Origin of the sequence: Bradyrhizobium sp. HKCCYLRH3061 (assembly GCF_051168015.1) — a bacterium.
In the GTDB taxonomy this organism is placed as follows: Bacteria; Pseudomonadota; Alphaproteobacteria; order Rhizobiales; family Xanthobacteraceae; genus Bradyrhizobium.
Map to the genome: position 1 here is coordinate 184,385 of NZ_JBNPUE010000006.1, position 22,728 is coordinate 207,112.

Sequence of the window (22,728 nt, forward strand, 5' to 3'; positions counted from 1 at the left end):
GGACGTAAACGATGAGCCATTTTCTCGATAGGCTGACCTTTTTCACCCGGGCCAAGGAGGAGTTCGCAGACGGACACGGCGTGACGACGACCGAGGACCGTTCCTGGGAGGAGGGCTATCGCAAGCGCTGGCAGCACGACAAGATCGTGCGCTCGACGCATGGCGTGAACTGCACCGGCTCCTGCTCATGGAAGGTCTACGTCAAGGGCGGCATCGTGACCTGGGAGACCCAGCAGACCGACTACCCCCGGACGCGCCCTGATCTTCCCAATCATGAGCCGCGCGGCTGCGCCCGCGGCGCGAGCTACAGCTGGTACCTCTATTCCGGAAACCGGGTGAAATATCCGCTGGTGCGCTCGCGGCTGCTCAGGCTGTGGCGCGAGGCGCGGGCGCGGATGACACCGGTCGCGGCCTGGAAGTCGATCGTCGAGAATCCGGACAAGCGCTCGGACTACGTGCAGAAGCGCGGACTGGGCGGCTTCGTGCGGGCGAGCTGGGCCGAGGTCAACGAGCTGATCGCGGCGGCCAATGCCTATACGGTCAGGGCCTATGGTCCGGACCGGGTGTTCGGGTTTTCGCCGATCCCGGCGATGTCCATGGTGAGCTACGCGGCCGGCGCGCGCTATCTGTCGCTGCTCGGCGGCGTCTGCATGTCGTTCTACGATTGGTATTGCGACCTCCCGCCGGCCTCGCCGCAGACCTGGGGCGAGCAGACCGACGTGCCTGAAAGCGCGGACTGGTACAATTCGGGATTCCTGATGCTCTGGGGCTCCAACGTGCCGCAGACGCGTACGCCGGATGCGCATTTCTATACGGAGGTTCGCTACAAGGGGGCCAAGAGCGTCGTTGTCTGCCCGGACTATTCCGAGGCTGCGAAATTCGCCGATCTCTGGCTGTCGCCGAAGCAGGGCACCGACGCGGCGCTGGCGATGGCGATGGGTCACGTGATCCTCAAGGAGTTTCACATCGACCGGCAGACGCCATACTTCAACGACTATGCGCGCCAGTATACGGATATGCCATTTCTGGTGCGGCTGGTGAAATCCGAGGGACGGCTCGTTCCTGAGCGGTTCGTGCGCGCCTCGGATTTCGCCACATCTCTCGACGAGGCCAACAATCCCGAATGGAAGACCGTTGCCTATGATGAGATCAGCGGGGCCATTGTCGTGCCCAAGGGATCGGTCGGCTTCCGCTGGGGCGAAAAGGGCAAGTGGAGCCTGGAAGAGAAGAGCTCGGCGAACAACGATACCCGGCTGCGGCTGTCTCTGGCCGGCATCGAGGACGAGATCGCGCCGGTGGGATTCCCCTATTTCGGCAACCGTCAGCACGATCACTTCAGCGGCACCAATCATCCGGACGTGCTGACCCGCAACGTGCCGGTGAAGCGACTTCGTCTTGCCGATGGTGAGGCGGTCGTGGCCACGGTCTTCGACTTGTTCGCCGCCAATTATGGTGTCGATCGCGGCTTCGGCGGCGACCATCTCGGCAAGAGCTACGATGATCTGGAGCCGTACACCCCGGCATGGGCCGAGGCGATCTGCGGGGTGCCGCGCGGCCAGATCATCGCGGTGGCCCGCGAGTTTGCCTCGAATGCGTCGAAGACCCGGGGGCGTTCGATGGTCATCGTCGGCGCCGGTCTGAACCACTGGTACCACATGGACATGAACTATCGCGGCATCATCAACATGCTGGTGATGTGCGGCTGTGTCGGCCAGTCCGGCGGTGGCTGGTCGCATTATGTGGGCCAGGAAAAGCTGCGGCCGCAGTCGGGCTGGACGCCGCTCGCCTTTGCGCTCGATTGGGGGCGCCCGCCGCGGCAGATGAATTCGACTTCGGCGTTCTACGCCCACACCGACCAATGGCGCTACGAGACGGTCAATGTCAGCGAGATTCTCTCACCGACCGCACCGGCCGGCTCCTGGGATGGCGCGCTGATCGACTACAATGTCCGCGCGGAGCGCATGGGATGGCTGCCGTCGGCGCCGCAACTGCAGGCCAATCCGATCGAGGTATCGAAGCGCGCCGCCGCCGCCGGCCTGGAGCCGAAGGACTACGTTGCGACGGCCTTGAAGTCGGGCGAGCTGAAGCTCTCCTGCGAGGACCCCGATGAGCCGAAGAACTGGCCCCGCAACCTGTTCGTCTGGCGTTCGAACCTGCTCGGCGCCTCAGGCAAGGGCCACGAATACTTCCTCAAGCATCTGCTCGGCACCAAGCATGGCGTGCTCGGCAAGGACCTCGGCGACCAGGGCCATAACAGGCCGGTCGAGGTCACCTGGCACGAGGAGGCCCCGGAAGGAAAGCTCGATCTGCTGGTCACGCTCGACTTCCGGATGTCGACCACGTGCATGTATTCGGACGTCGTTCTGCCGACGGCCACCTGGTACGAGAAGAACGACCTCAATACGTCCGACATGCATCCCTTCATCCATCCGCTCTCGGCGGCGATCGATCCGGTGTGGGAATCGCGCAGCGATTGGGACATCTACAAGGGCATCGCCGAGGCCTTCTCCAGGGTCGCGCCCGAAGTGCTCGGGGTCGAGAAGGACGTCGTGCTGACCCCGATCATGCACGACAGTCCAGGCGAAATCGCGCAGGCGTTCGACGTCAAGGACTGGAAGCAGGGCGAGATCGACCCGATCCCCGGCAAGACCATGCCGGCGGTCACGGTGGTCGAACGTGACTATCCGAATCTCTACAAGCGCTTCACCTCGCTTGGTCCGCTGATGAACAAGCTCGGCAACGGCGGCAAGGGGATGGCCTGGAACACCGACCATGAGGTCGAGCTCCTGAAGCGCCTCAACGGCGTCGTCGCTGAGGACGGGCCGACCCAGGGGCTGGCTCGCATCGACAGTGCGGTCGACGCCTGCGAGGTGATCCTCAGCCTGGCGCCGGAAACCAATGGCGAGGTCGCGGTCAAGGCGTGGTCGTCGCTGGAGCAATTCACTGGCCGCGACCATGCTCATCTCGCGATTCCCAAGGAGGATGAGAAGATCCGGTTCCGCGACGTCGTCGCGCAGCCGCGCAAGATCATCTCGTCGCCGATCTGGTCGGGGCTCGAGTCGGAGAAGGTCTGCTACAACGCCGGCTACACCAATGTCCACGAGCTGATCCCCTGGCGGACGCTGACCGGCAGGCAGCAGCTCTATCAGGATCACCTGTGGATGAGGGCTTTCGGCGAGGGCTTCTGCGTCTACCGGCCGCCGATCGATACCAAGACAGTCAAGCCGGTGATCGATCGCAAGCCGAACGGCAATGCGTCCGTCGTCCTGAACTTCATTACGCCGCATCAGAAGTGGGGCATCCACTCCACCTATACCGACAACCTCCTGATGCTCACCTTGTCGCGTGGCGGTCCCATCGTGTGGATCAGCGAGATCGACGCAAAGGCCGCCAGCATCGCCGACAATGACTGGATCGAAGCCTACAACAGCAATGGTGCGCTGGTTGCGCGCGCAGTCGTCTCGCAGCGGGTCAAGCAGGGCATGTGCATGATGTATCATGCGCAGGAGAAGATCGTGAACGTACCGGGCTCCGAGCAGACCGGGCAGCGCGGCGGCATCCACAATTCGGTCACGCGTGTCGTTCCGAAGCCGACGCACATGATCGGGGGCTACGCCCAGCAGGCCTATGGCTTCAACTACTATGGCACGGTCGGCGCCAACCGCGACGAGTTCGTCATCGTCCGGAAGATGTCGAAGATTGATTGGCTGGACCAGCCGACTGCTGACCGGTCGGCCACGACCCCCTCGGAGGCTGCAGAATGAAGATCCGTGCTCAAATTGCCATGGTGCTCAATCTCGACAAGTGCATCGGCTGCCACACCTGCAGCGTGACCTGCAAGAACGTCTGGACCAGCCGCGAGGGGATGGAATACGCGTGGTTCAACAACGTCGAGACAAAGCCGGGCGTCGGCTATCCCAAGGATTGGGAGAACCAGTCCCGCTGGAAGGGCGGCTGGTCGCGCAACCGCGACGGGTCGATCCAGCCGCGGATCGGCGGCAAGTGGCGGGTTCTGGCGAACATCTTCGCCAACCCCGACCTCCCCGAAATCGATGATTACTACGAGCCGTTCACCTTCGACTATCAGCACCTGCAGAGTGCGCCTGAGGCATCTGCGATGCCGACCGCGCGGCCGCGCTCGCTGGTCTCCGGAGAGCGGATGGAAAAGATCGAGTGGGGACCGAACTGGGAAGAGATCCTGGGCGGCGAATTCGCCAAGCGCTCCCAGGACATCAATTTCGACGGCGTGCAGAAGGAGATCTACGGCCAGTTCGAGAACACCTTCATGATGTATCTGCCGCGGCTGTGCGAGCATTGCCTCAATCCGGCATGCGTCGCGTCCTGCCCGTCCGGCGCGATCTACAAGCGAGAGGAGGACGGCATCGTCCTGATCGACCAGGACAAGTGCCGCGGCTGGAGAATGTGCGTCTCCGGCTGTCCCTACAAGAAGATCTACTATAACTGGTCCTCGGGAAAATCGGAGAAGTGCATCTTCTGCTATCCTCGGATCGAGGCGGGGCAGCCGACCGTGTGCTCCGAGACCTGTGTCGGGCGCATTCGCTATCTCGGTGTCGTGCTGTATGACGCGGACCGCATCGCCGAGGCCGCGTCCAAGCCCGACGAGGGCGATCTCTACCAGGCCCAGCTCGACGTCTTTCTCGATCCGAACGATCCCAACGTCCTTGCAGAGGCCGAGCGCCAGGGCATTCCGCATGCCTGGCTGGAGGCAGCGATCCGGTCGCCGATCTGGAAGATGGCGATGGAATGGAAGGTCGCCTTCCCCTTGCACCCGGAATACCGGACCTTGCCGATGGTCTGGTACGTGCCGCCGCTGTCGCCGATCACGTCGGCGGCTTCGTCCGGCAAGATCGGGCACGATGGCGAGATGCCCGACGTCAAGTCCTTGCGCATTCCCATGCGGTACCTCGCCAATCTGCTGACTGCGGGCGACGAGAAGCCGGTGACGCTGGCGCTCGAGCGAATGCTGGCCATGCGTGCCTATATGCGGGCCAAGACCATCGATGGCGTGGTCGACGAGGCGATCGCGAGGCGCGTCGGCCTGAGCGGCGCGCAGATCGACGACATGTACCACATCATGGCGATCGCCAACTACGAGGACCGCTTCGTGATCCCGACCGCGCACCGCGAGCTCGGTGCCGACGCGTTTGATATCCGCGGCTCCTGCGGCTTCTCGTTCGGCAACGGCTGCTCCGGGGGCGAGAGCGAACTCAACCTGTTCGGGTCGCCGCGCAAGACCAAGAATCCGATGGAGGTCGCCTGATGAAGACGTTCAAGGTGCTGTCGGCGTTGCTGAACTATCCGAGCGGGGAATTGATCGCGGCCATCCCGGAGCTCGCGCGAGTGCTCGACCAGGAAGGCCTCGTCCAGCCTGGCATTCGCCGGGAGCTCGACGTGCTGCTGCAGGAGATCGCCTCGGGCGACGTCTACGACCTGCAGGAGCGCTACGGCCTGCTGTTCGACCGCAGCAAGACCCTGGCGCTGCATCTGTTCGAGCACGTCCATGGCGAAGGCCGCGACCGCGGCCAGGCCATGGTCGACCTGCGCGCTATGTATGACAATGCCGACCTCGTCATCGCCGGCAACGAGCTGCCGGATTATCTGCCGCTGTTCCTCGAATTCCTCGCCACCCGGGAGCTTGCGGACGCGCGCGAGCTGCTCGGCCAGACCAGCCACATCATCGCCGCGCTCGCGGAACGATTGGGGCGCCGGCAGTCGAGCTATCGGGCGGTGTTCGACGCGCTGCTCCAGATCGCCGCGGACCAGCCCCGCGCGGAGATCGTCGATGAGCTGCTGAAGGCGGCGGACGTGGATCCGATGGACCTGCACGCGCTCGACGCGGCCTGGGAGGACGAAGAGGTCAGGTTCGGCCCGGGAGGCGGCGACCGGGCAGCCTGTGGGCACGACAATCTGATCGCAAAACTGCGCCACGCCAAACGTGCGGTCAACGCGCCGCCGTCACAGTTGCAATGAGGGGATTGGCCATGCAAACGCTCAATGCCATCGTCTTCGGCTGGTATCCCTATCTCTGCCTGACCGTCTTTCTGATCGGCAGTCTGATTCGATTCGACCGCGAGCAGTACACGTGGCGCTCGGGCTCGAGTCAGCTGCTTCGGCGGCGCCAACTGATCTGGGGCTCGAACCTTTTCCATGTCGGGATCCTTTTCATTTTTGCGGGGCATTTCGTCGGGCTGCTGACGCCGATCTGGGTGTTTGACATGCTCGGCGTGTCGCACGGCTTCAAGCAGATGCTCGCGATCGTCGCCGGTGGCGGCGCCGGGCTGATGTGCCTGGTCGGCATTTCGCTCCTCGCGCATCGCAGGCTCTTCGATCCCAGGATCCGCGCGACGTCGTCTTTTGCTGACACGGGTATCCTTCTGGTGCTGTTCGTCCAGCTGCTGCTTGGCTTGGCGACCGTCCCCGTGTCGCTCGGTCATCTCGATGGTCACGAGATGGTCAAGTTCATGGCCTGGGCGCAGGGCATTCTCACGTTGCAGCCTGGAATCGCCGCCAACATTGTCGACGTCCATCCGATCTTCAAGGCGCATCTGGTCCTGGGAATGACCATCTTCCTGCTCTTCCCCTTCACCCGCCTAGTCCACATCTGGAGTGCGCCGGTGTGGTATCTCGGCCGCCGCGGCTATCAGGTAGTGCGCAGCCGCGACGGACGCCGTCATCTTGTGCAACCGATTCAGCCTGCGGAGTAACCGATGGACTGTTCATTGGGCGCGGCGCTTCCAAAGCCGAAGATGGTCAGTGTGAACGGGGTCGTGATCGAACGCGACGTCATTGCCCGGGAAGTTCAGAACCATCCGTCGGACAAGCCGATCCTCGCCTGGCAAGCGGCGGCGCGCGCGCTTGCGGTGCGCGAATTGCTGAGACAGGAGGTCAGGAGGCTCGGCGTAACGGCCTCCCCTCTGCGTGATGCCGAAGGTCGCAGCGAAACCGAGGAAGAAGCGGCGATGCGGGCGCTGATCGCGCGCGAGGTTCTGATACACGAGCCGGACGAATCGACGTGCCGTCGCTTCTACGATCAGAACAGGCAACGGTTCCTTGTCGGCGAGCTCTACGAAGCGTCGCACATCCTGCTGATCGCGCCGAGCAGCGATTCGCTGGCTCGATCGGCTGCGCGAGACGAGGGGCGGACGATCATGGAGGCCGTGCGGAGAAGCCCGGAGGTGTTCGAGACCATCGCGCGCGATCGCTCCGACTGCAGGGTCTCGGCGGAGAATGGTGGCAGGCTCGGGCAGCTGTCGCGTGGGCAGACGACCGCCGAGTTCGACGCCGCGCTGGCCCGGATGTCGGTTGGAGAGGTCGGTCTGATTGAGACACGCTTTGGTATCCATGTCGTGCGCCTTGACCGGCGGGCCCCCGGACAAGTCCTGCCGTTCGACATGGCGAGGGCGCGCATTTCGCAATATCTCACCGAGCGTGTCCGGCACCAGGCGCTCGCGAAATATGTCGCCGATCTGGCAGGCCGCGCGGCGATCGTTGGCGTGACTTTGCCGGCGCCGCAATCGGCGCTGCCGCAGTAGAGGGGGCGATCATGCTGCTCGGGGATCTCATTCACGATCTCAGCGACGACGCGAAGTCGAGTGCGGTGTTGCAGGGGTGTGGCGACCTTACGCTCCTGGTGCGCGTCAGCTCTGTCGCGGATCGCCTCGGCGAGGATGTCGGTGAGTATGCGTCGGCTGCTGTCCGGCGCTTTGCAAATCTCGCCGAGAACGAGGATTGGCTCGGGTTGATGAGCGCCATCGACAGAGCCGCCGATCCCGCGATCGTCTGTCTGACGTCCATGATCAAATGGTCGCTGCAGAGGGATGAAATCGATCACTCCTAGGCCGGGTCCGCCACAGGCTATCTGTGCTGGAGGAGTGGGTTGGACATGTCGAAGCATCAAGCTGATGTTGGGATTCGCATGCACGATGAGATGGTAGAGAAGGTCGGTGTTGAGGCCGCGCCGCTCGTGGCGCTCGTCTACGACGACGGGAAATATCCCTACGAGACGTTCGATCACCTCGTGGATCACTCGCGTCGAGTGCGATTGAAGGTTGCCGGCGCACTGCAGCGAAGGCTGTTCCTCGACGAAAATCGCCGGTGCGACGTCCTGCTCGAGGAGATCGACACGGCCAATCAAACCCCGATCTTCGAGGATCGTGGATCGGGAGCGAGAGGTTGCCGGCTGGATGAATCGGCGCTGGCAGAGGTGACGGTTCGAGTCCTCGCCAGCCTGGATGCGCGTCCAAACATCCTGGTGTTGAACAAATTTGGCAAGGCAGAGTGCGAGGGACGCGGAACGCTTGATCTGATTGCCCGCGCGCTGGACCTCGCGATACCGACGATTGTCGGCGTGCCGCGCAGCAATATCGATGCCTGGAGAGATTTCTCCGGAGATATGGGGATTGAGCTCGAAGCCCGCGGAGACGTGGAGCGGTGGCTGGAAAGTGTTCGGCAGGATCGAACTATAAACTCAGCCAGCCAGCTGCGCTGATCGCGATTGCGAGCAATCGACGGGTCGGGGGACACAGAACTGCCGAGCCGGGCCGCCGAAGATATCTGCCGGCTGACATGGATGTTCCTCGACGCGACAGGGAGTCCGCCGGTCGTGCTGGAGTCGTCATCACGACGCTGATGACGCGAAATGTTGCGCTCCGACAAAGAATGGCCGGTCGGGCCCGACTAGCATCTTTCCGATGGTCGGGAGATTGTATGGCGCAAGCTCATTGCTCGCGCTTCCTTCGGGCGTGAGGGGACTGTGTTCCTCCGGGCGCCACGGCAATTGCCGAATGGCGCAGCGTCGTCGCGAGTGCTGCGTCCGCGATCAAGAACTGGAGCCGCTCATGATTGGAGCGAAAATCTCGCGCTGGACGATGAGCTATTTCGCGGCAGCGCTGGGGTGGCTGCTCGTTGCCTTGGCAATGCTGGTCGGCGGACTCGGTTACCCCGCTGCAGACCTCGGCGCTCCCGATACGCTTGTCGTTGTGCATGCGGTCTGCATCGGTTGGCTCAGTCTCTCGGTATGCGGCGCCTTGTTCCAGTTCGTTCCCGTTCTCGTCGCAAGGCCGCTCCCCTTCGACAAATGGGCCTTGCCGGCCTTGTTCCTCATCAACGTCGGTCTAGTCTGCTTGATATCGGGTTTCCTCTCACTGGCCGGACGAATTGCTCCAGCCGCTTGGCTTCTGCCGGCCGGCAGCGTGGTGCTCGGCGCCGGTCTGGCGATGGTCGCGCTCGATCTGGGCCTGACGCTCTTCAGCCAGCCGAAGGGATCTGCTCTATTTGTCATCGCCGGACTTGGCTCGTTATGTGCGACTGTCGCGCTCGGCGCCGCGTTCTCGTTTGCTCTCGCCGGATCGGCGGGCGCCTTCGGCGCCGCGCTCCTGGCCGCGGCGATTCCGATCCATGCGATTGCCGGGCTGGGAGGCTGGCTGACCCTGACCGCCATGGGGGTGAGCTATCGCCTGCTGGCCATGTTCATGCTCTCGGCGGACCTCGGCGATCGACAGAGCACATCCGCGCTGAAATTTGGTGCGCTCGCGCTATCGGTGGCAGTCGTGGGCGGATTGTTTGCAATCGGCCTCGCAGCCGAGCTCGGAGCCGTGCTCATCCTCGCTGCTGGTCTTGGGGTGATCTCGCTTGCGCTCTATGGACGGGACATCGCGACGATCTATCGCTCCCGCAAACGGCGCCAGCTCGAGCTGAACATGCGGATGGCAACCGTGTCTTTCGCCAATCTGGCGGCGACGGTGGCGCTCGGCACCGTCATCATCGTCACCGGAAAGGTCGGCGTTCATGTCGGCGCGTTCGCGTTCTTGGCCGTGTTCGGCTGGCTGTCTGGTCTCATATTCGCGAAGCTCTACAAGATTGTCGCCTTTCTGACCTGGCTCGAAACCTACGGTCCCGTGATGGGGCGCGGCCCGACGCCACGGGTTCAGGACCTGGCGGTGGAACGCCGGTCCGAGAAGTGGTTCATCATCTATTTTCTAGGCGTCTGGGCGGCGACCATCATGTTGATGATGGGCGAGGACCAGGCGTTTCGCGGCGCCGCGGCGGTCATGGCCGTGGGCAGTATTGGAATCATACACGAGCTTGTGCGAGTCCGACGTCTTTCCGATGTTGCGGGCTCCCGGAGGCTTCCGGCCGGAGCCATCGCGCCAAGCCTGTTGTTCGCCAGAAACTAGGAGGGAAGCCATGATCGCGTACATTGACGTCGACGTCCGACCGATTCTCAGGGCCGGAGGCGAGCCGTTCTCCGTCATCATGGACGCGGTTGGCCGGCTGGCGCCCGGCCAGGGCGTGCGGCTGATCGCGAGCTTCAGGCCGATTCCGCTGCTCTCCGTCATGGCAAAAAAGGGCTTCGCCCACACCGATCGACCGCTCGACGATGGCGACTGGGAAGTGCTGTTTTCGCCGCTGGCTGCCGAGGACGCCAGTCAGGAAGACGCTGGTGCCAGCCTCGCATTCGAGCGATGGCCAGATCCCGTGGTCACGCTCGACAACCGGGAGCTCGACCCACCCGAGCCGATGGTGCGCATCCTTGCGGCCGCGGAGGAGTTGGGCCCTGGAGAGACCTTGTCGGCACTTCTGGGGCGCGAGCCGGTGTTCCTGTTCCCTGAACTTGAGAAACGTGGCTTTCGCTGGCTCGGCGGGTTTACGCCGGATGGATCGACCTACGAACTGTCGGTGAGGGCTCCGCTATGAGCCGCGATGTCATCGACCGCATCCGCGACGCCATGCGCGTGGTCATCGATCCGGAGCTGGGAGAAAACGTGGTCGATCTCGGCTTCATCTACGACATCACGGCGACGGATGGCGTTGTGCATGTCACGATGACGGCCACGACGCCCGGATGCCCCGCAACAGGTTTTCTCAAGGAAGGGGTCGCATGCAGCATTGCGGAGATTGCGGACGTCGAGGCCGTGGACGTGACGATGACATTCGATCCGCCTTGGACCCCATCCAGAATTGATCCGGCCGTTCGTGCTGCGCTGGGTTTCGACAACGTCAATTGACCGAACGAAAGCGAAAAGCTGGTGGCTGCTCGGCCGGGAACAGTCCAGGTTCGCGCGGCAGCACGGAGAGGCGGCGTCGGTGCTCCCGCTCGTCGAAGAACACGTCAACCGTCGCGGACGCCTACGGCTCATCGCCCGAGTGCGTCTGTCGTGTTCTGTCTTCAAGTCCTATCGTCTGTCTTGCTTCGCTACCTCAGCAAGATTGCTTGCTTCGGTCGTCCGGTCCGGAAGCCACTCCCGTGCGTTGGCGCGGAGCCCGGGGACGTCGAGCAGGTTGATCGCGCGGCAGGCGATCTGCTCGATGACGTCATCGAGCGACTGGGGCTTCAGGTAGAACGCCGGCATTGGCGGCGCGATGATCGCGCCGATCTCGGTGGCCTGCGTCATCGCGCGGAGATGACCGAGATGCAGCGGGCTCTCCCGCACCAGGAGTATCAGCCGGCGGCGCTCCTTGAGTTGAACGTCGGCGGCGCGGACCAGCAGGTTGTCGAGCTGGCCCCAGGCGATCGCCGAGAGGGTGCGGATCGAGCAGGGCGCCACGATCATGCCGGCTGCAGAAAACGAGCCGCTGGCGATGCTCGCGCCGATGTCGGCGACATCATGAGCATGCGCCGCCAGATCGCGCAGCCGCGCCAGGCCGCCCTGGCCGACCTCCTCGTGCAAGGTGCGCACGGCAGCGTCCGACACCACGAGATGAACCGCGCATTGCGGCTGCTCGGCGAGCCGTTCGACGATGCGCGCACCGATCGCGGCGCCCGAGGCGCCGCTGATGCCAACGATGACGTGATGCCGCTCGTTCATGCCGAGGCCGTTCGGTCGGCTATGGCGTCGCCGAGGCCGAGGCTCGGCCACATCGCGTCGATGCGCGCGGCTACAGCAGGGTCCATCGCCAGCACCTCGCCCCAGGCGCGGTCGGTCTCGACACCGAGCTTGGTCGTGGCGTCGATGCCGAGCTTCCCGCCGAGGCCGGATTTTGGCGAGGCGAAGTCGAGATAGTCGATCGGCGTGTTGGCAAGCGGCACGAGATCGCGCGAGGAGTCGCAGCGCGTCGCGACGGCCCACATCACCGCGCGCCAGTCGCGGACGTCGATGTCTTGGTCGACCACGATGAGGAGCTTGGTGTAGCTGAACTGCGGCAGCATCGACCAGAGGCCGAGCATGATGCGGCGGGCCTGGCCCGGATAGCGCTTTTTGATCGCTACTACGGCGATCCTGTAGGAGCAGGCCTCCGGTGGCAGATAACAGTCGACGACCTCCGGGAATTGTCGTCGGATCAAGGGGACGAACAGCGTGTTCAGCGCCTCGCCAATTCGAGACGGCTCGTCCGGCGCGCGTCCCGTGAACGTCGACAGATAGAGCGGGCTTCGACGCGTGGTGATCGCGGTGACCTGAAGCACCGGAAAGTTCTCGACGGCGTTGTAGTAGCCAGTGTGATCGCCATAGGGACCCTCCGGCGCGGTTTCGGTGGCCGACACGACGCCCTCGATCACGATCTCGGCGGCCGCCGGTACCGACAGGGGCACGGTGAGGCATTCGACCAGCTCGGGGCGGTCGCCGCGCAGGATGCCGGCGAAGCGCAGCTCGGAGATGGTCTCGGGCAATGGCAGCACGGCGCTGAGGATGGTGGCGGGATCGGCGCCGATCACGATCGCGATCGGCATGTCGCGCCCCAGCGCCTGCCACTGCTGGTGGTGGCGGGCGCCGCCGCGATGAGCGAGCCAGCGCATGATGGCGTGATCGCGGCCGAGCACCTGCATGCGGTAGACGCCGACATTTTCCTGCTCGCCGGTGGATGCGTCCGGCGGCACGGTGATGACGAGCGGCCACGTCAACAGCGGCGCCGGCTCGCCCGGCCAGCAGATTTGGGCCGGCAACATGGTCAAGTCGATGTCGTCGCCCATCGTGACGCATTCATGCACCGGCGCGGCGGATCGCAGCCTCGGCCGGGTCGACAGCGCCACCCGCACCAGCGGGAGCTTCTGCAGCGCTTCCCTGATGTCGCGCGGCGGTTGCGGGGCGCGCAGCTCCGCCATCATCTCGCCGAGCTCCGCCAATCGTTCCGGCTGCACGCCCATGCCCCAGGCCACCCGCTCCACGGTGCCGAACAGATTGGTGACGAGCGGCATTGCCGAGAGCGAGCCGCACGCCTTGATCGGCCGTTCGAACAGCAGCACGGGCCCTTCGGCGGAGATGACGCGGCGATGGATCTCGGTGATTTCGTGGACGACCGAGACGCTGTCGCGAATGCGTCGCAGCTGTCCCCGCTCGTCGAGAAAGCGCAGGAAATCCGACAGATCGCGGAAGCGAGGGACATCACGTCGCAACGATAGGCTCCGTTCAAAAAACGCCTCGTAGCTGGAACAATCAGTGTGATCTTTGTTCCGGGTCAAATACTTCCCCCGCCGATCCGGCCAGAGCTTGTGCCATGAGCTCTCTTCAGGACGCGTCTTCGACCTCACTGCCACTGTTGCCGCCGCTGCTCAGGCAGGTGCTGCGTCCGCTGCCGTTGCTGCCGCTGCAGATTGCGCTCGGCGTTTTCCTGCGTGGGCTTTTGCGCCGGCATCCGCATCTGCTCGACCGGCTCGGGTCGCATCGCGGAAAGCGCTTTGGCATCAAGCCGACCGATCTGCCGTTCGCATTCGTGATTCAGGCGGGCCCGCAGCAGCCGCAACTCGTGGCGGTGCGCGAGCTGCCCACCGGACTCGATGCCTCCATCTCCGCGTCGACCGTGAGCCTGCTGGCGCTGGTCGAGGGCCGGCTCGACGGCGATGCGCTGATGTTTTCGCGTCAGCTGGTCATCGAAGGCGATATCGAGGCGGTGCTGGCGCTCCGCAATGCGATCGACGATGCTGGTCTGGATCTGGTCGCTGAGATCGCGACGCTTTCGGGGCCGTTCGGCGTGCCCGCGCAACGCCTGCTCGCGGCAGCGCGCGACTCGCTGCTGAGATCAACGACGAACGAAAGCGGGATGCGACGATGGAGCTGATCTGTCCGGCAGGGACGCCGGCGGCGCTGAAGAGCGCGGTCGAAGCCGGTGCCGATGCCGTCTATTGCGGCTTCGCCGACGAGACCAACGCCCGCAACTTTCCCGGGCTGAATTTCAGCCGCGCGCAGATGCGCGAAGGGATCACGTTCGCGCATCGGCGCGGCGCCAAGGTGCTGGTCGCGATCAACACCTTCCCGCGCGCCGGCGCCGTCGAGCTGTGGCGTCGCGCGGTCGATGATGCCGTCGAGGCCGGGGCCGACGCGCTGATCCTTGCCGATGTCGGGCTGATGGACCATGCCGCGCGGCGCCATCCCGAACAGCGACTGCATGTCTCGGTGCAGGCGGCGGCGGCGAATGTCGACGCGATCGCGTTCTACGTCGAGAATTTCGGCGCCCGCCGCGTGGTGCTGCCGCGCGTGCTGAGCGTGCCCGAGATCGCCGAGATCACCCGTGAGACGGACTGCGAGACCGAGGTGTTCGTGTTCGGCGGACTTTGTGTGATGGCCGAGGGCCGCTGCTCGCTGTCCTCCTACGCCACCGGCAAGTCACCGAACATGCAGGGCGTGTGCTCGCCGCCCAGTCACGTCGCCTATCAGGAGACGCCACAGGGAACGACCTCGCGGCTCGGCGGCTTCACCATCAACCGCTTCGGCCGCGACGAGCCGGCCGGCTATCCGACGCTGTGCAAGGGCCGCTTCTCGACCACGCAAGGCGCCGGCTACATCTTCGAGGATCCGGTCAGTCTCGATGCCACGACCCTGCTCGAGGGTCTGCGCGAAGCCGGCGTCACCGCGCTCAAGATCGAGGGCCGCCAGCGCGGCCGCGCCTATGTCGACAGCGTGGTGCGGCATTTTCGCAGCGTGCTGGCAGCGCTCGATGCCGGCAGGTCCACCGAGGCGGCCGACCTCACGGCATTCACCGAAGGGCAGGCCACCACGCAGGGCGCCTACCGCAAGACCTGGCGTTAGACGACATGACAATGGCGGATCAAGGCGTAGAGCGAATGCAACTCACTCTGGGACCCGTGCTCTACAATTGGCAGCCGGAGCGCTGGCGTGATTTCTACTTTCGCATCGCCGACGAGGCCCCGGTCGACCGCGTCGTGGTCGGCGAGGTCGTGTGCTCGAAGCGCGCGCCGTTCTTTGAACCCCATTTGCCTGAAGTCACCGAAAGGCTTGCCGCGGCCGGCAAGCAGGTGCTGCTGGGTTCGCTGGTCCTGGTGTCGTTGCGACGCGAGCGCCGGCAGACGGCAGGCCTCGCCGAGTTCGGCGACGGTCTCGTCGAAGTCAACGATCTCACCTGCCTCAAATCGATTGCAGGCCGGCCGCATGCCATCGGTCCCTTCGTCAACATCTACAACGAGGCCAGCGCCGCGTTTCATGCCGCCAAGGGCGCCACCCGGATCTGCCTGCCGCCGGAGCTGCCGCTGTCCTCGGTTGCCGCCATCGCCGGCGCCGTGCCGGAGGTGGCGATCGAAGTATTCGCCTTCGGCCGTGTGCCGCTGGCGATCTCCGCGCGCTGCTATCACGCCCGCCTGCACAAGCTCGCCAAGGACAATTGCCGCTTCGTGTGCGAGCAGGACCCCGACGGCCTCGTCGTGACGACGCTGGACAACGAGGCGTTCCTCACCATGAACGGCGTGCAGACGCTGTCGCATGGGTGCTCAAACCTGCTCGGCGATCTCGATCGTCTGAAGCAGAGCGGCGTGACATCGCTGCGGCTATCACCTCAGGCCTGCGACATGGTCGCGGTGTCCGAGCATTTCCAGGCGGTCCTGGCGGGGCGCGTGGAAGCCGAAGCCGCAACGGGCCGCCTGCGCGAGATCTATCCGGACGTTCCATTCGCCAACGGCTTCCTGCACGGCGCCCCCGGGGCGTCCTACGTCTCGGGGTAGGGACTACCGCGTCCTTTCGAGGTGAACTCAGATGTGCTCAGTCTGCATGTTGACTGACCACGGATGGACGACGTTGCGAGACGACGCGCAGCCCGTTCTTGCCGGCATGCTGCAGATTGCTGACCGCGCCAAGGCGGAAGCCCAGGAAGCCGGGGAAATCGTGGTCTGTCCCCGATTTCCCCTCCCGAGCCGGCTGACGTCCTACACGCCGACCGCAGAGCCCAGCTGACGGCCGGCGCCTCATCCCGACTTGTCGCTGAACGTGGCGGGAAGCGTCGCGAGGAACGCCATGACGCGCTGCGTGCGCAGGGGCGGCCGGCGGTTGGAGGTGCGCAGCATCCATAGGGGCTCCGCCGGCGCCCGCCAGGGCATAAGCACTTCGACCAGCCGGCCGGTGCGCAGGTCGTCATGGAAGAGCCACGCCGGCCCCCAGCCGATGCCGAACCCATTCGCGATCAAAGCGACCGACGCGTGCGCGTCGTCGCAAATGTGCTTGGGCTTGGGCGCGACGCGAACGAGCTTTTTGCCGCGCGGGTCGGTGAAGCGCCAGGTCAGGATCTGCCCGCTCGCGGGATTGCGGAAGCCGACGTGGTCATGTTCGGAAAGCTCGTATGGAGTCGCCGGCGCGCCGCGCGCGTTCAGATAGGCGGGCGAGGCGCAAGCGATCCAGGAGAACGTGCAAAGCCGCCGCGCCAGATGACCGGGCGCGCGATCGAGGGGGCCTGAGCGGATGGCGATGTCGACGCCTTCCGCCGCGAGATCAAGAATCTCGTTGCGGAATTTGATCTCGATCTCGATTTCTGGCCGCTCCCGCAGGAACGCAGGCAGTCGCGGCAGGATGCAGGCACGCGCGAACGAGGCGGGGGCGGTCACTCGCACCCGTCCGCCATCGTTACGCGCGGCTTCGCCGAGCGCGGATTGGACGCGATCGAGACTTTCGGCCAGCGCGCGCCCCGCGGCCATCAGCCGCTCGCCCTCTTCGGTCAGCGCCAGCGAATGGGTGGTGCGATGCAAGAGCCGTATTCCGCGAGCATGTTCGAGGCGGGCGACCGCCTTGGACATCGCCGAGGTGGTCGTCCCCGCCCGCCGCGCGGCTTCGGCGAAGGAGCCCGCCTCGACGACGCGGACGAAGGCGAGGAGGCGCGAGAGGTCGGGAGGCAAGGCCGTTGTGGACATCCAGTCCACATAGTCATGGCGACGGGGGCGCTACAAGAGGCCGTTCCGATGGACCAAATGGGGAGCGTCAGCGCGCATGCTGCGCCGCTAGAACCGCGAGAAGTCCCATGAACCCCATCGAAATCACGCTGCAATCCCTCGACGTCGCCGAGCGCGCGATTCCCCCCGGCCAGCCGGTCTACATGCTCAATCTGCTGCGCTACCGCGCGTATGCGCGTTACGAGGACGGCTTCGACGCCGCGCCCTGTTCGGGCCGCGAAGCCTTCAACGAACGTTATAGACCGGCCTTCCGGCGTCTCGCAGCCGGTAAGCCGCTGGTGCGGATGTTTTCCGTGCCGGTCCTGGCGAGCCTCGTCGGCCCGCAAGGCGAACGCTGGGACGAAGCGGCGATCAATGAATACGGCGATTTCGCCGCCTTCCGCTCGATCGTCGACACCGAGACCTACCAGCGCGAAGTCGCCCCGCATCGGCACGCGGCGCTCGAGGATTTCCGGTTGTTCGCGCTCGCCAAGGCGATGTGAACGCATCGGGGCGCCGGCCTTCATTTGGCATCTCAGGACGTGGTTGGATCGCGCGCAAATGCGGTATTGGCGGACTATCCAACCGCCGCGAGGCCAGTTGGGCCGTTCGCAGGCAAAGAAGCAGAGCTTCCAAAATAGTGGGTCTCGCGATGTAGCGGACCCCCGCTACCCGCTTTCCTCGCATTTCCCTTGCTGGCGTGATATGCCTCTGCGTCGATCAGCAGGTTGAGATGGTGAGACTGAGTCCGTTTCCACCAGGTCCGGATTGCTCCAGTTGGCTCTGAAAATCTTACTTGCCGGCTTTGCCGTGTTTCCCTTGGTGCTGCTCTGGTTCGGAGGTCCAATTGTCTGGACCGCCCTGCGAACCGGGCGGCTGCTCGCTCGTGGAGCCGTCTACGATCGCGAGGTGCAGCCTAAGATGTACTTTTTTGGGTTGGTATTCTGGTTTTGCATATTTTTCGTTATGGCAGGGATTAGCTCATCCGTGCTCGTGCATGTCGACGACTGGATTCTCAATTAGACGCTATCCTGCGATTCTTCGTTCCTTCCGCCGCGCTGCCGCGCATCGCCCCGGAATGACGGCGAGGCACCGAAAAAAACGGCGGCCCGGGGGGGGCCGCCGTTGGAGTCGAGACCACGCGAAGCTAAGCGTGGTGCTCAGGAGGCTCGGAGCTGGACGCGCTGGATCTTGCCGACGATCAGCAAGTAGGCGCACGCCGCGACCAGGGCGTTGAGGCCGACGAACACCAGCGCGCCGTTGAAGGAGCCGGTGGCCGACAGGATGTAGCCGATCACGATCGGAGTGGTGATGCTGGAGAGGTTGCCGAAGGTGTTGAACAGGCCGCCGGAGACGCCGCCGGCTTCCTTCGGCGAGGTGTCGGAGACCACAGCCCAGCCGAGCGCGCCGATGCCCTTGCCGAAGAACGCCAGCGCCATCAGGCCGACCACCAGCGCCTGGCCGTCGACATAGTTGCAGCCGATGATTGCCATCGACAGCAGCATGCCGCCGACGATCGGGATCTTGCGGGCGAGGGTCAGCGATCCCGTCTTGCGCAGGATGGCGTCGGAGATGAAACCGCCGAGCACGCCGCCGATGAAGCCGCACAGCGCCGGCAGGGTGGCGACGAAGCCGGCCTGCAGGATCGACAGGCCGCGCTCCTTGACGAGATAGACCGGGAACCAGGTCAGGAAGAAATAGGTCAGCGTGTTGATGCAGTACTGGCCGATATAGACGCCGAGCATCATGCGGTTCGACAGCAGCTGTCCGATATGCGACCAGGTCGGACCACCGGAGGCGGTCTTGACGTCCTTCGCGCCCTCCATGTCGACCAGTGCGCCGCCGTCCTTGATGTAGTCGAGCTCGGCCTGGTTGACGCTCGCGTGCTCCTTCGGTCCGTACATGGTCCTGATCCACATCAGGCCCATGAGGATGCCGAGCGCGCCCATCACGGTGAAGACGTGGCGCCAGCCGAACGCATGCGCGATCCAGCCCATCAGCGGCGCGAAGATCACGGTCGCGAAATACTGGCCCGAGTTGAAGAAGGCCGACGCCGTGCCGCGCTCGTTGCTCGGAAACCAGGCGGCAACGATGCGGGCATTGGCCGGGAAGCTCGGCGCTTCGGCGAGACCGACCAGGAAGCGCAACGCGAACAGCGCGGTGACCGCGGCGGCGCCGGAAAAGAAGCCGATCCAACCCTGCATCATGGTGAAGATCGACCAGATCACGATGCTGCAGGCATAGACCCAGCGCGAACCGAAGCGGTCGAGCAGCCAGCCGCCCGGCACCTGCGCGAGCACATAGGACCAGCCGAAGGCGGAGAACACATAGCCCATCGCGACGGGATCGAGATGCAGCTCCTTGGACAGCGAAGGTCCTGCGATCGACAAGGTCGCCCGGTCGGCGTAGTTCACGGTCGTGACCAGGAACAGCATGGTCACGATAAACAGCCGCACGCGTGATCGGCGCAATTCGGCCGTGGTTACGATAGCGCTCATGCGCTCCACCTCTCTTGTACGTTCCTCGATGACTGTCCTAGAGGAGAGGGAGGGCCGGGGTCCAAACCGAAGCCTGTATCAATCGATGCAAATTTTGGATCGATCCCCGGGGTCTCCATGCCGGTTGAAGCCTGGGGCTCGTCACCAGCCGCGGCTTGCGATGCATGAGCTGGTCAGGCTTGCGCGCCGAGGTTTTGCAGATTTCGTGGCGCAGTCGACCGCCGTCGCGGCGGATCTCTCCCCACATCCACCGCGCCTCACGCGCCGGATCGCCTGGATCCCGACGCACTCGCTGCCGAGAAGATACGATGCACAGCGTACCGTTCCGCCGGTTGGAAGCTGCCGGCACGGACCGATCGACGTGCGAACCATCCGTGCTTGTATCCGTCGTGACTGCGTGCACAATCGTCGGTGCGAGCGAACAGGAGCCATTGCGCGTGAAGGCCGTCTACACCGAGCTGCATCGCAGCCATGATCCGCAATTCTATCTGGTGCGTGGCGTCGTCAAGCGCACCACCGAGCAGCCCGAGCGGGCGGATCGTTTGCTTGCGGGATTGAAGGCCGGCCATCACGAGTTGGTCGCGCCGCTTCATTTCGGCCAGGAAGCTCGCGCGCGCGTGCACAGTCCGGAATACCTCAATTTCCTGGAAGAGGCGTGGGACGCCTGGGCCGCGCTCGGCGATGCCGGTGCGGAAATGATCCCGAACATTCATCCCGTTCGCAATGCCGCCACCTATCCGACGCACATCGTCGGGCGGCTGGGCTGGCACACGACCGATACCTCAGCGCCGATCGGGCCGGGGACGTGGGAAGGCGCCTGCGCCGCGACCGACGTGGCTGCGACCGCAGCGCAACTGCTGCTCGACGGCGAGGATGCGATGTACGCACTGTGCCGGCCGCCGGGCCACCATGCGTATCGGGACATGGCCTCGGGCTTCTGCTTCATGAACAACTCCGCCATCGCGGCCGCGCATCTGCGTCAGCGCCACGAGCGCGTCGCCATCCTCGACGTCGACGTCCATCACGGCAACGGCACGCAGGGCATCTTCTACGAGCGGCCCGACGTGCTGACCATCTCGATCCACGCCGACCCCACGCATTACTATCCGTTCGTCTGGGGCTATGCGCATGAGCGCGGTGCAGGCGCCGGGCTTGGCGCCAACCTCAACATTCCGCTGCCGCTCAAGAGCGGCGACGACACCTATCTCAAGGCGTTCGAGACCGCGGCCAAGACGATCCATGCGTTCGCGCCCGGTGCGCTCGTGGTGGCGCTCGGCCTCGATGCCTCCGAGCACGATCCGCTCAAGGGGCTCTCCGTGACCACGCCAGGTTTCCGTCGCATCGGCGGCGCGATCGCGCGGCTCGGCCTTCCCACGGTGTTCGTGCAGGAGGGCGGCTATCTCTCGGACATTCTCGGGCAGAACCTGACCGCGGTGCTCGGAGGCTTCGAAGCGGCGCGGTAGGCCTTCATCTCGTCCTCGCGATCTCTTCCTGGTGTGCCTGCAGAACGCCATCGCTAATCATTCGCATGGCTGCGCTTGACGTGCGGAGGCGAGCCGCGACGCGACCACGCGAGGCTCGACAGAGCAGGTGACTGGCGAAACATCCGGCTCCAATTACTGCACCATTTAGCAAGTGCTAGGCTTTGCGAACTACCCTCGGCTGTAGTCGGCTCGGAGGGACGTGATGAAGCGGCGAATGATCGGCCTGGATACCCTGGTCGGGGGACCCGAAGAGGCATTGGCCCAGCCGACGGCCAAGCTGACCCCGTCGGAGCTCAGCTCCGCAGCCTCGGCCGGCCGGCCATCCCGCCGAAGGCTGCTGGCCTCAGCCGGCCTCGGCCTCGGCGCTGCGGCATTATCGTTCTCCGCTGGCCCGGCTTTCGCGCAGCCACGTGACGGCGCAAGCCTCGGCCGGCCGGTGCGCGTCAGCAAGGATCGGCTCGATGCGCTCGCAGCGAAGCTCCACGCCGTATTCAATGAGCAGAATATCTTGCCGCCATTCTCGGCCGACAAGCACGGGGCGCGGGTCGACGTCGAACTGCGCCGGCTGACGACCTACACGCGCATCCCCGGCACCGGTGAGCGCGTCAAGGTCAGCGGCCTGCTCGCGCTGCCCGCCGATCACAAGGGCGCACTGCCGGTCGTGTCGTGGCAGCACGGCACCATCCTGTCGTTCGACCAGGTCCCGTCCAATCTCGTCAAGCTGGCCGATCCGAACTACGAGCCGCGCGACAATGTCGATTCGATCGAGACGCTGTTCAACGTCCAGCGCCTGGTCGGCAACGGGTTTGCGTTGATCGCGGCCGACTATCTCGGCAAGGGACCGTATCGCCAGGGGCGAGGCGAGGCCTATGCGGTGAAGGACGCGACCGTGCAGTGCTGCCTGGACGTGTTGAACGCGGGTCTGCTCGCGCTCGCTCATCTTGGCCTGCGAAAGACCGGGCTGTTCCTGAACGGCTGGTCGCAGGGTGCCTTGAACACGCAATGGCTGCGCCAGGAGCTGCAGCGGCGGCGCGTCGCGGTGGCGGCGAGCGCCACGCAAAGTCCGTTCAACAATCTTGCGGATTCGATGCGCTATTGGGTGTCCGCCCAACCGGGCAGCGCGTCGACCGACAGCACCTATCCGAAGCAGCCGATCTGGATCACGCCGTGCGTCATCGTCCTCCTGGGCAGCTATCGCCAGTATTACCGGCTCGGCGACCTGTTCAAGACTGCGATCAAGCCGCAGCACGTCGCGCTGGCCGAGAAATACTGGGCCGGCTATAGCATGGACGAGACGTTCGGCAAGTCGGTGCCGCAGCCCTCGGATCTGCTGGTCGACGGCTTCTTCGAGCGCTTCACCCACGAGACCAACAGCCGCTTCCTCCGCCGCCTGGCCGGCAACAGCTCGACCTATTGGGACTATGACGCCCCGATGCGGTTCTACTACGGCCTTCTCGACGAGGCGCTGCCGCCGAGCCTCGTCAAGATGCCGCTGGCGGCCGACGGCCGCTTTGCGCAAGGCATCGCGGTCGCCGGCGCCAGCCATCGCGGCACGTTCCTGGCAAGCCTCTATGGCGGCGGCGACGTCATCGGCGGCGCTTCGACCGTGCTGGACTTCTTCAAGACCAGTTCCTGAATTTCGGCG

Annotated in this window: 22 protein-coding genes; 18 read left to right on the plus strand and 4 right to left on the minus strand. The window is 64.7% G+C overall.

The window, feature by feature from the left end:
* Positions 1–11 precede the first annotated feature (11 nt).
* The 10 genes from ACQR2C_RS13240 (at position 12) to ACQR2C_RS13285 (ending at position 11,027) form a co-directional block, all read left to right on the plus strand.
* On the plus strand, positions 12–3,764 hold the full coding sequence (locus ACQR2C_RS13240) for a nitrate reductase subunit alpha (protein ID WP_434881294.1): 3,753 nt from the start codon (positions 12–14) through the stop codon (positions 3,762–3,764).
* Positions 3,761–5,281, plus strand: coding sequence for a nitrate reductase subunit beta (gene narH, locus ACQR2C_RS13245; protein ID WP_434881295.1), 1,521 nt, complete (start codon positions 3,761–3,763; stop codon positions 5,279–5,281). Before ACQR2C_RS13240 ends, narH begins: the two co-directional genes overlap by 4 nt.
* Positions 5,278–5,991, plus strand: a complete 714-nt coding sequence (narJ, locus tag ACQR2C_RS13250) for a nitrate reductase molybdenum cofactor assembly chaperone (RefSeq protein WP_434881355.1) — start codon at positions 5,278–5,280, stop codon at positions 5,989–5,991. The genes narH and narJ overlap by 4 nt, the downstream gene beginning before the upstream one ends.
* A gap of 11 nt (positions 5,992–6,002) precedes the next feature.
* Positions 6,003–6,725: a respiratory nitrate reductase subunit gamma gene (narI, locus tag ACQR2C_RS13255; RefSeq protein WP_434881296.1), complete on the plus strand. Its 723-nt coding sequence runs from the start codon at positions 6,003–6,005 to the stop codon at positions 6,723–6,725.
* Between the two features lie 15 nt (positions 6,726–6,740).
* The gene (locus tag ACQR2C_RS13260) at positions 6,741–7,553 is read left to right on the plus strand and encodes a peptidylprolyl isomerase (protein ID WP_434881297.1); all 813 of its coding nucleotides are present in this window, start codon (positions 6,741–6,743) and stop codon (positions 7,551–7,553) included.
* An 11-nt stretch (positions 7,554–7,564) separates the two neighbouring features.
* A complete protein-coding gene (locus ACQR2C_RS13265; protein WP_315803383.1) occupies positions 7,565–7,858 on the plus strand; it encodes a hypothetical protein in 294 nt (97 codons plus the stop codon).
* 45 nt (positions 7,859–7,903) lie between these two features.
* On the plus strand, positions 7,904–8,509 hold the full coding sequence (locus ACQR2C_RS13270; protein WP_316217446.1) for a DUF2478 domain-containing protein: 606 nt from the start codon (positions 7,904–7,906) through the stop codon (positions 8,507–8,509).
* Positions 8,510–8,804: 295 nt separating this feature from the next.
* The gene (locus tag ACQR2C_RS13275) at positions 8,805–10,196 is read left to right on the plus strand and encodes a hypothetical protein (protein WP_434881298.1); all 1,392 of its coding nucleotides are present in this window, start codon (positions 8,805–8,807) and stop codon (positions 10,194–10,196) included.
* A gap of 10 nt (positions 10,197–10,206) precedes the next feature.
* Entirely contained in the window at positions 10,207–10,716 is a 510-nt protein-coding gene (locus tag ACQR2C_RS13280) for a DUF2249 domain-containing protein (protein WP_434881299.1), read from the plus strand.
* The gene (locus ACQR2C_RS13285; RefSeq protein WP_434881300.1) at positions 10,713–11,027 is read left to right on the plus strand and encodes a metal-sulfur cluster assembly factor; all 315 of its coding nucleotides are present in this window, start codon (positions 10,713–10,715) and stop codon (positions 11,025–11,027) included. The genes ACQR2C_RS13280 and ACQR2C_RS13285 overlap by 4 nt, the downstream gene beginning before the upstream one ends.
* Before the next feature lie 168 nt (positions 11,028–11,195).
* Here the strand turns inward: ACQR2C_RS13285 and ACQR2C_RS13290 are convergent, their stop codons facing one another.
* Positions 11,196–11,828, minus strand: a complete 633-nt coding sequence (locus ACQR2C_RS13290) for a UbiX family flavin prenyltransferase (protein WP_434881301.1) — start codon at positions 11,826–11,828, stop codon at positions 11,196–11,198.
* On the minus strand, positions 11,825–13,351 hold the full coding sequence (locus tag ACQR2C_RS13295; protein WP_434881302.1) for a UbiD family decarboxylase: 1,527 nt from the start codon (positions 13,349–13,351) through the stop codon (positions 11,825–11,827). Before ACQR2C_RS13295 ends, ACQR2C_RS13290 begins: the two co-directional genes overlap by 4 nt.
* 143 nt (positions 13,352–13,494) lie before the next feature.
* Here ACQR2C_RS13295 and ubiT point away from each other — a divergent pair, with 143 nt between their 5' ends.
* The 4 genes from ubiT (at position 13,495) to ACQR2C_RS13315 (ending at position 16,136) form a co-directional block, all read left to right on the plus strand.
* Positions 13,495–14,013 carry a ubiquinone anaerobic biosynthesis accessory factor UbiT gene (gene ubiT, locus ACQR2C_RS13300; protein WP_434881303.1) on the plus strand — a complete coding sequence of 173 codons (519 nt, stop codon included), beginning with the start codon at positions 13,495–13,497 and terminating at the stop codon, positions 14,011–14,013.
* A complete protein-coding gene (gene ubiU, locus ACQR2C_RS13305; RefSeq protein WP_434881304.1) occupies positions 14,004–14,981 on the plus strand; it encodes a ubiquinone anaerobic biosynthesis protein UbiU in 978 nt (325 codons plus the stop codon). Before ubiT ends, ubiU begins: the two co-directional genes overlap by 10 nt.
* A gap of 35 nt (positions 14,982–15,016) precedes the next feature.
* Entirely contained in the window at positions 15,017–15,907 is an 891-nt protein-coding gene (gene ubiV, locus ACQR2C_RS13310; RefSeq protein ID WP_434881305.1) for a ubiquinone anaerobic biosynthesis protein UbiV, read from the plus strand.
* A gap of 73 nt (positions 15,908–15,980) precedes the next feature.
* Entirely contained in the window at positions 15,981–16,136 is a 156-nt protein-coding gene (locus tag ACQR2C_RS13315) for a hypothetical protein (protein WP_434881306.1), read from the plus strand.
* Between the two features lie 11 nt (positions 16,137–16,147).
* Here ACQR2C_RS13315 and ACQR2C_RS13320 read toward each other — a convergent pair whose 3' ends face one another.
* Entirely contained in the window at positions 16,148–17,083 is a 936-nt protein-coding gene (locus tag ACQR2C_RS13320) for a LysR substrate-binding domain-containing protein (RefSeq protein WP_434881307.1), read from the minus strand.
* 107 nt (positions 17,084–17,190) lie between these two features.
* On the opposite strand from ACQR2C_RS13320, the gene ACQR2C_RS13325 reads away from it, so the two are divergent.
* Both ACQR2C_RS13325 and ACQR2C_RS13330 read left to right on the plus strand, forming a co-directional pair.
* On the plus strand, positions 17,191–17,604 hold the full coding sequence (locus tag ACQR2C_RS13325) for a hypothetical protein (protein WP_434881308.1): 414 nt from the start codon (positions 17,191–17,193) through the stop codon (positions 17,602–17,604).
* Positions 17,605–17,878: 274 nt separating this feature from the next.
* The gene (locus ACQR2C_RS13330) at positions 17,879–18,124 is read left to right on the plus strand and encodes a hypothetical protein (protein ID WP_316217440.1); all 246 of its coding nucleotides are present in this window, start codon (positions 17,879–17,881) and stop codon (positions 18,122–18,124) included.
* Positions 18,125–18,261: 137 nt separating this feature from the next.
* Here the strand turns inward: ACQR2C_RS13330 and ACQR2C_RS13335 are convergent, their stop codons facing one another.
* Positions 18,262–19,599, minus strand: coding sequence for an MFS transporter (locus ACQR2C_RS13335; protein WP_434881309.1), 1,338 nt, complete (start codon positions 19,597–19,599; stop codon positions 18,262–18,264).
* 437 nt (positions 19,600–20,036) lie between these two features.
* Between ACQR2C_RS13335 and ACQR2C_RS13340 the strand changes: the two genes are divergently transcribed.
* A complete protein-coding gene (locus ACQR2C_RS13340) occupies positions 20,037–21,062 on the plus strand; it encodes a histone deacetylase family protein (RefSeq protein WP_315803398.1) in 1,026 nt (341 codons plus the stop codon).
* A 223-nt stretch (positions 21,063–21,285) separates the two neighbouring features.
* Positions 21,286–22,719 (plus strand): lysophospholipase, encoded by a 1,434-nt coding sequence (locus tag ACQR2C_RS13345; protein ID WP_434881310.1) that lies wholly within the window; start codon positions 21,286–21,288, stop codon positions 22,717–22,719.
* Positions 22,720–22,728: the final 9 nt, after the last annotated feature.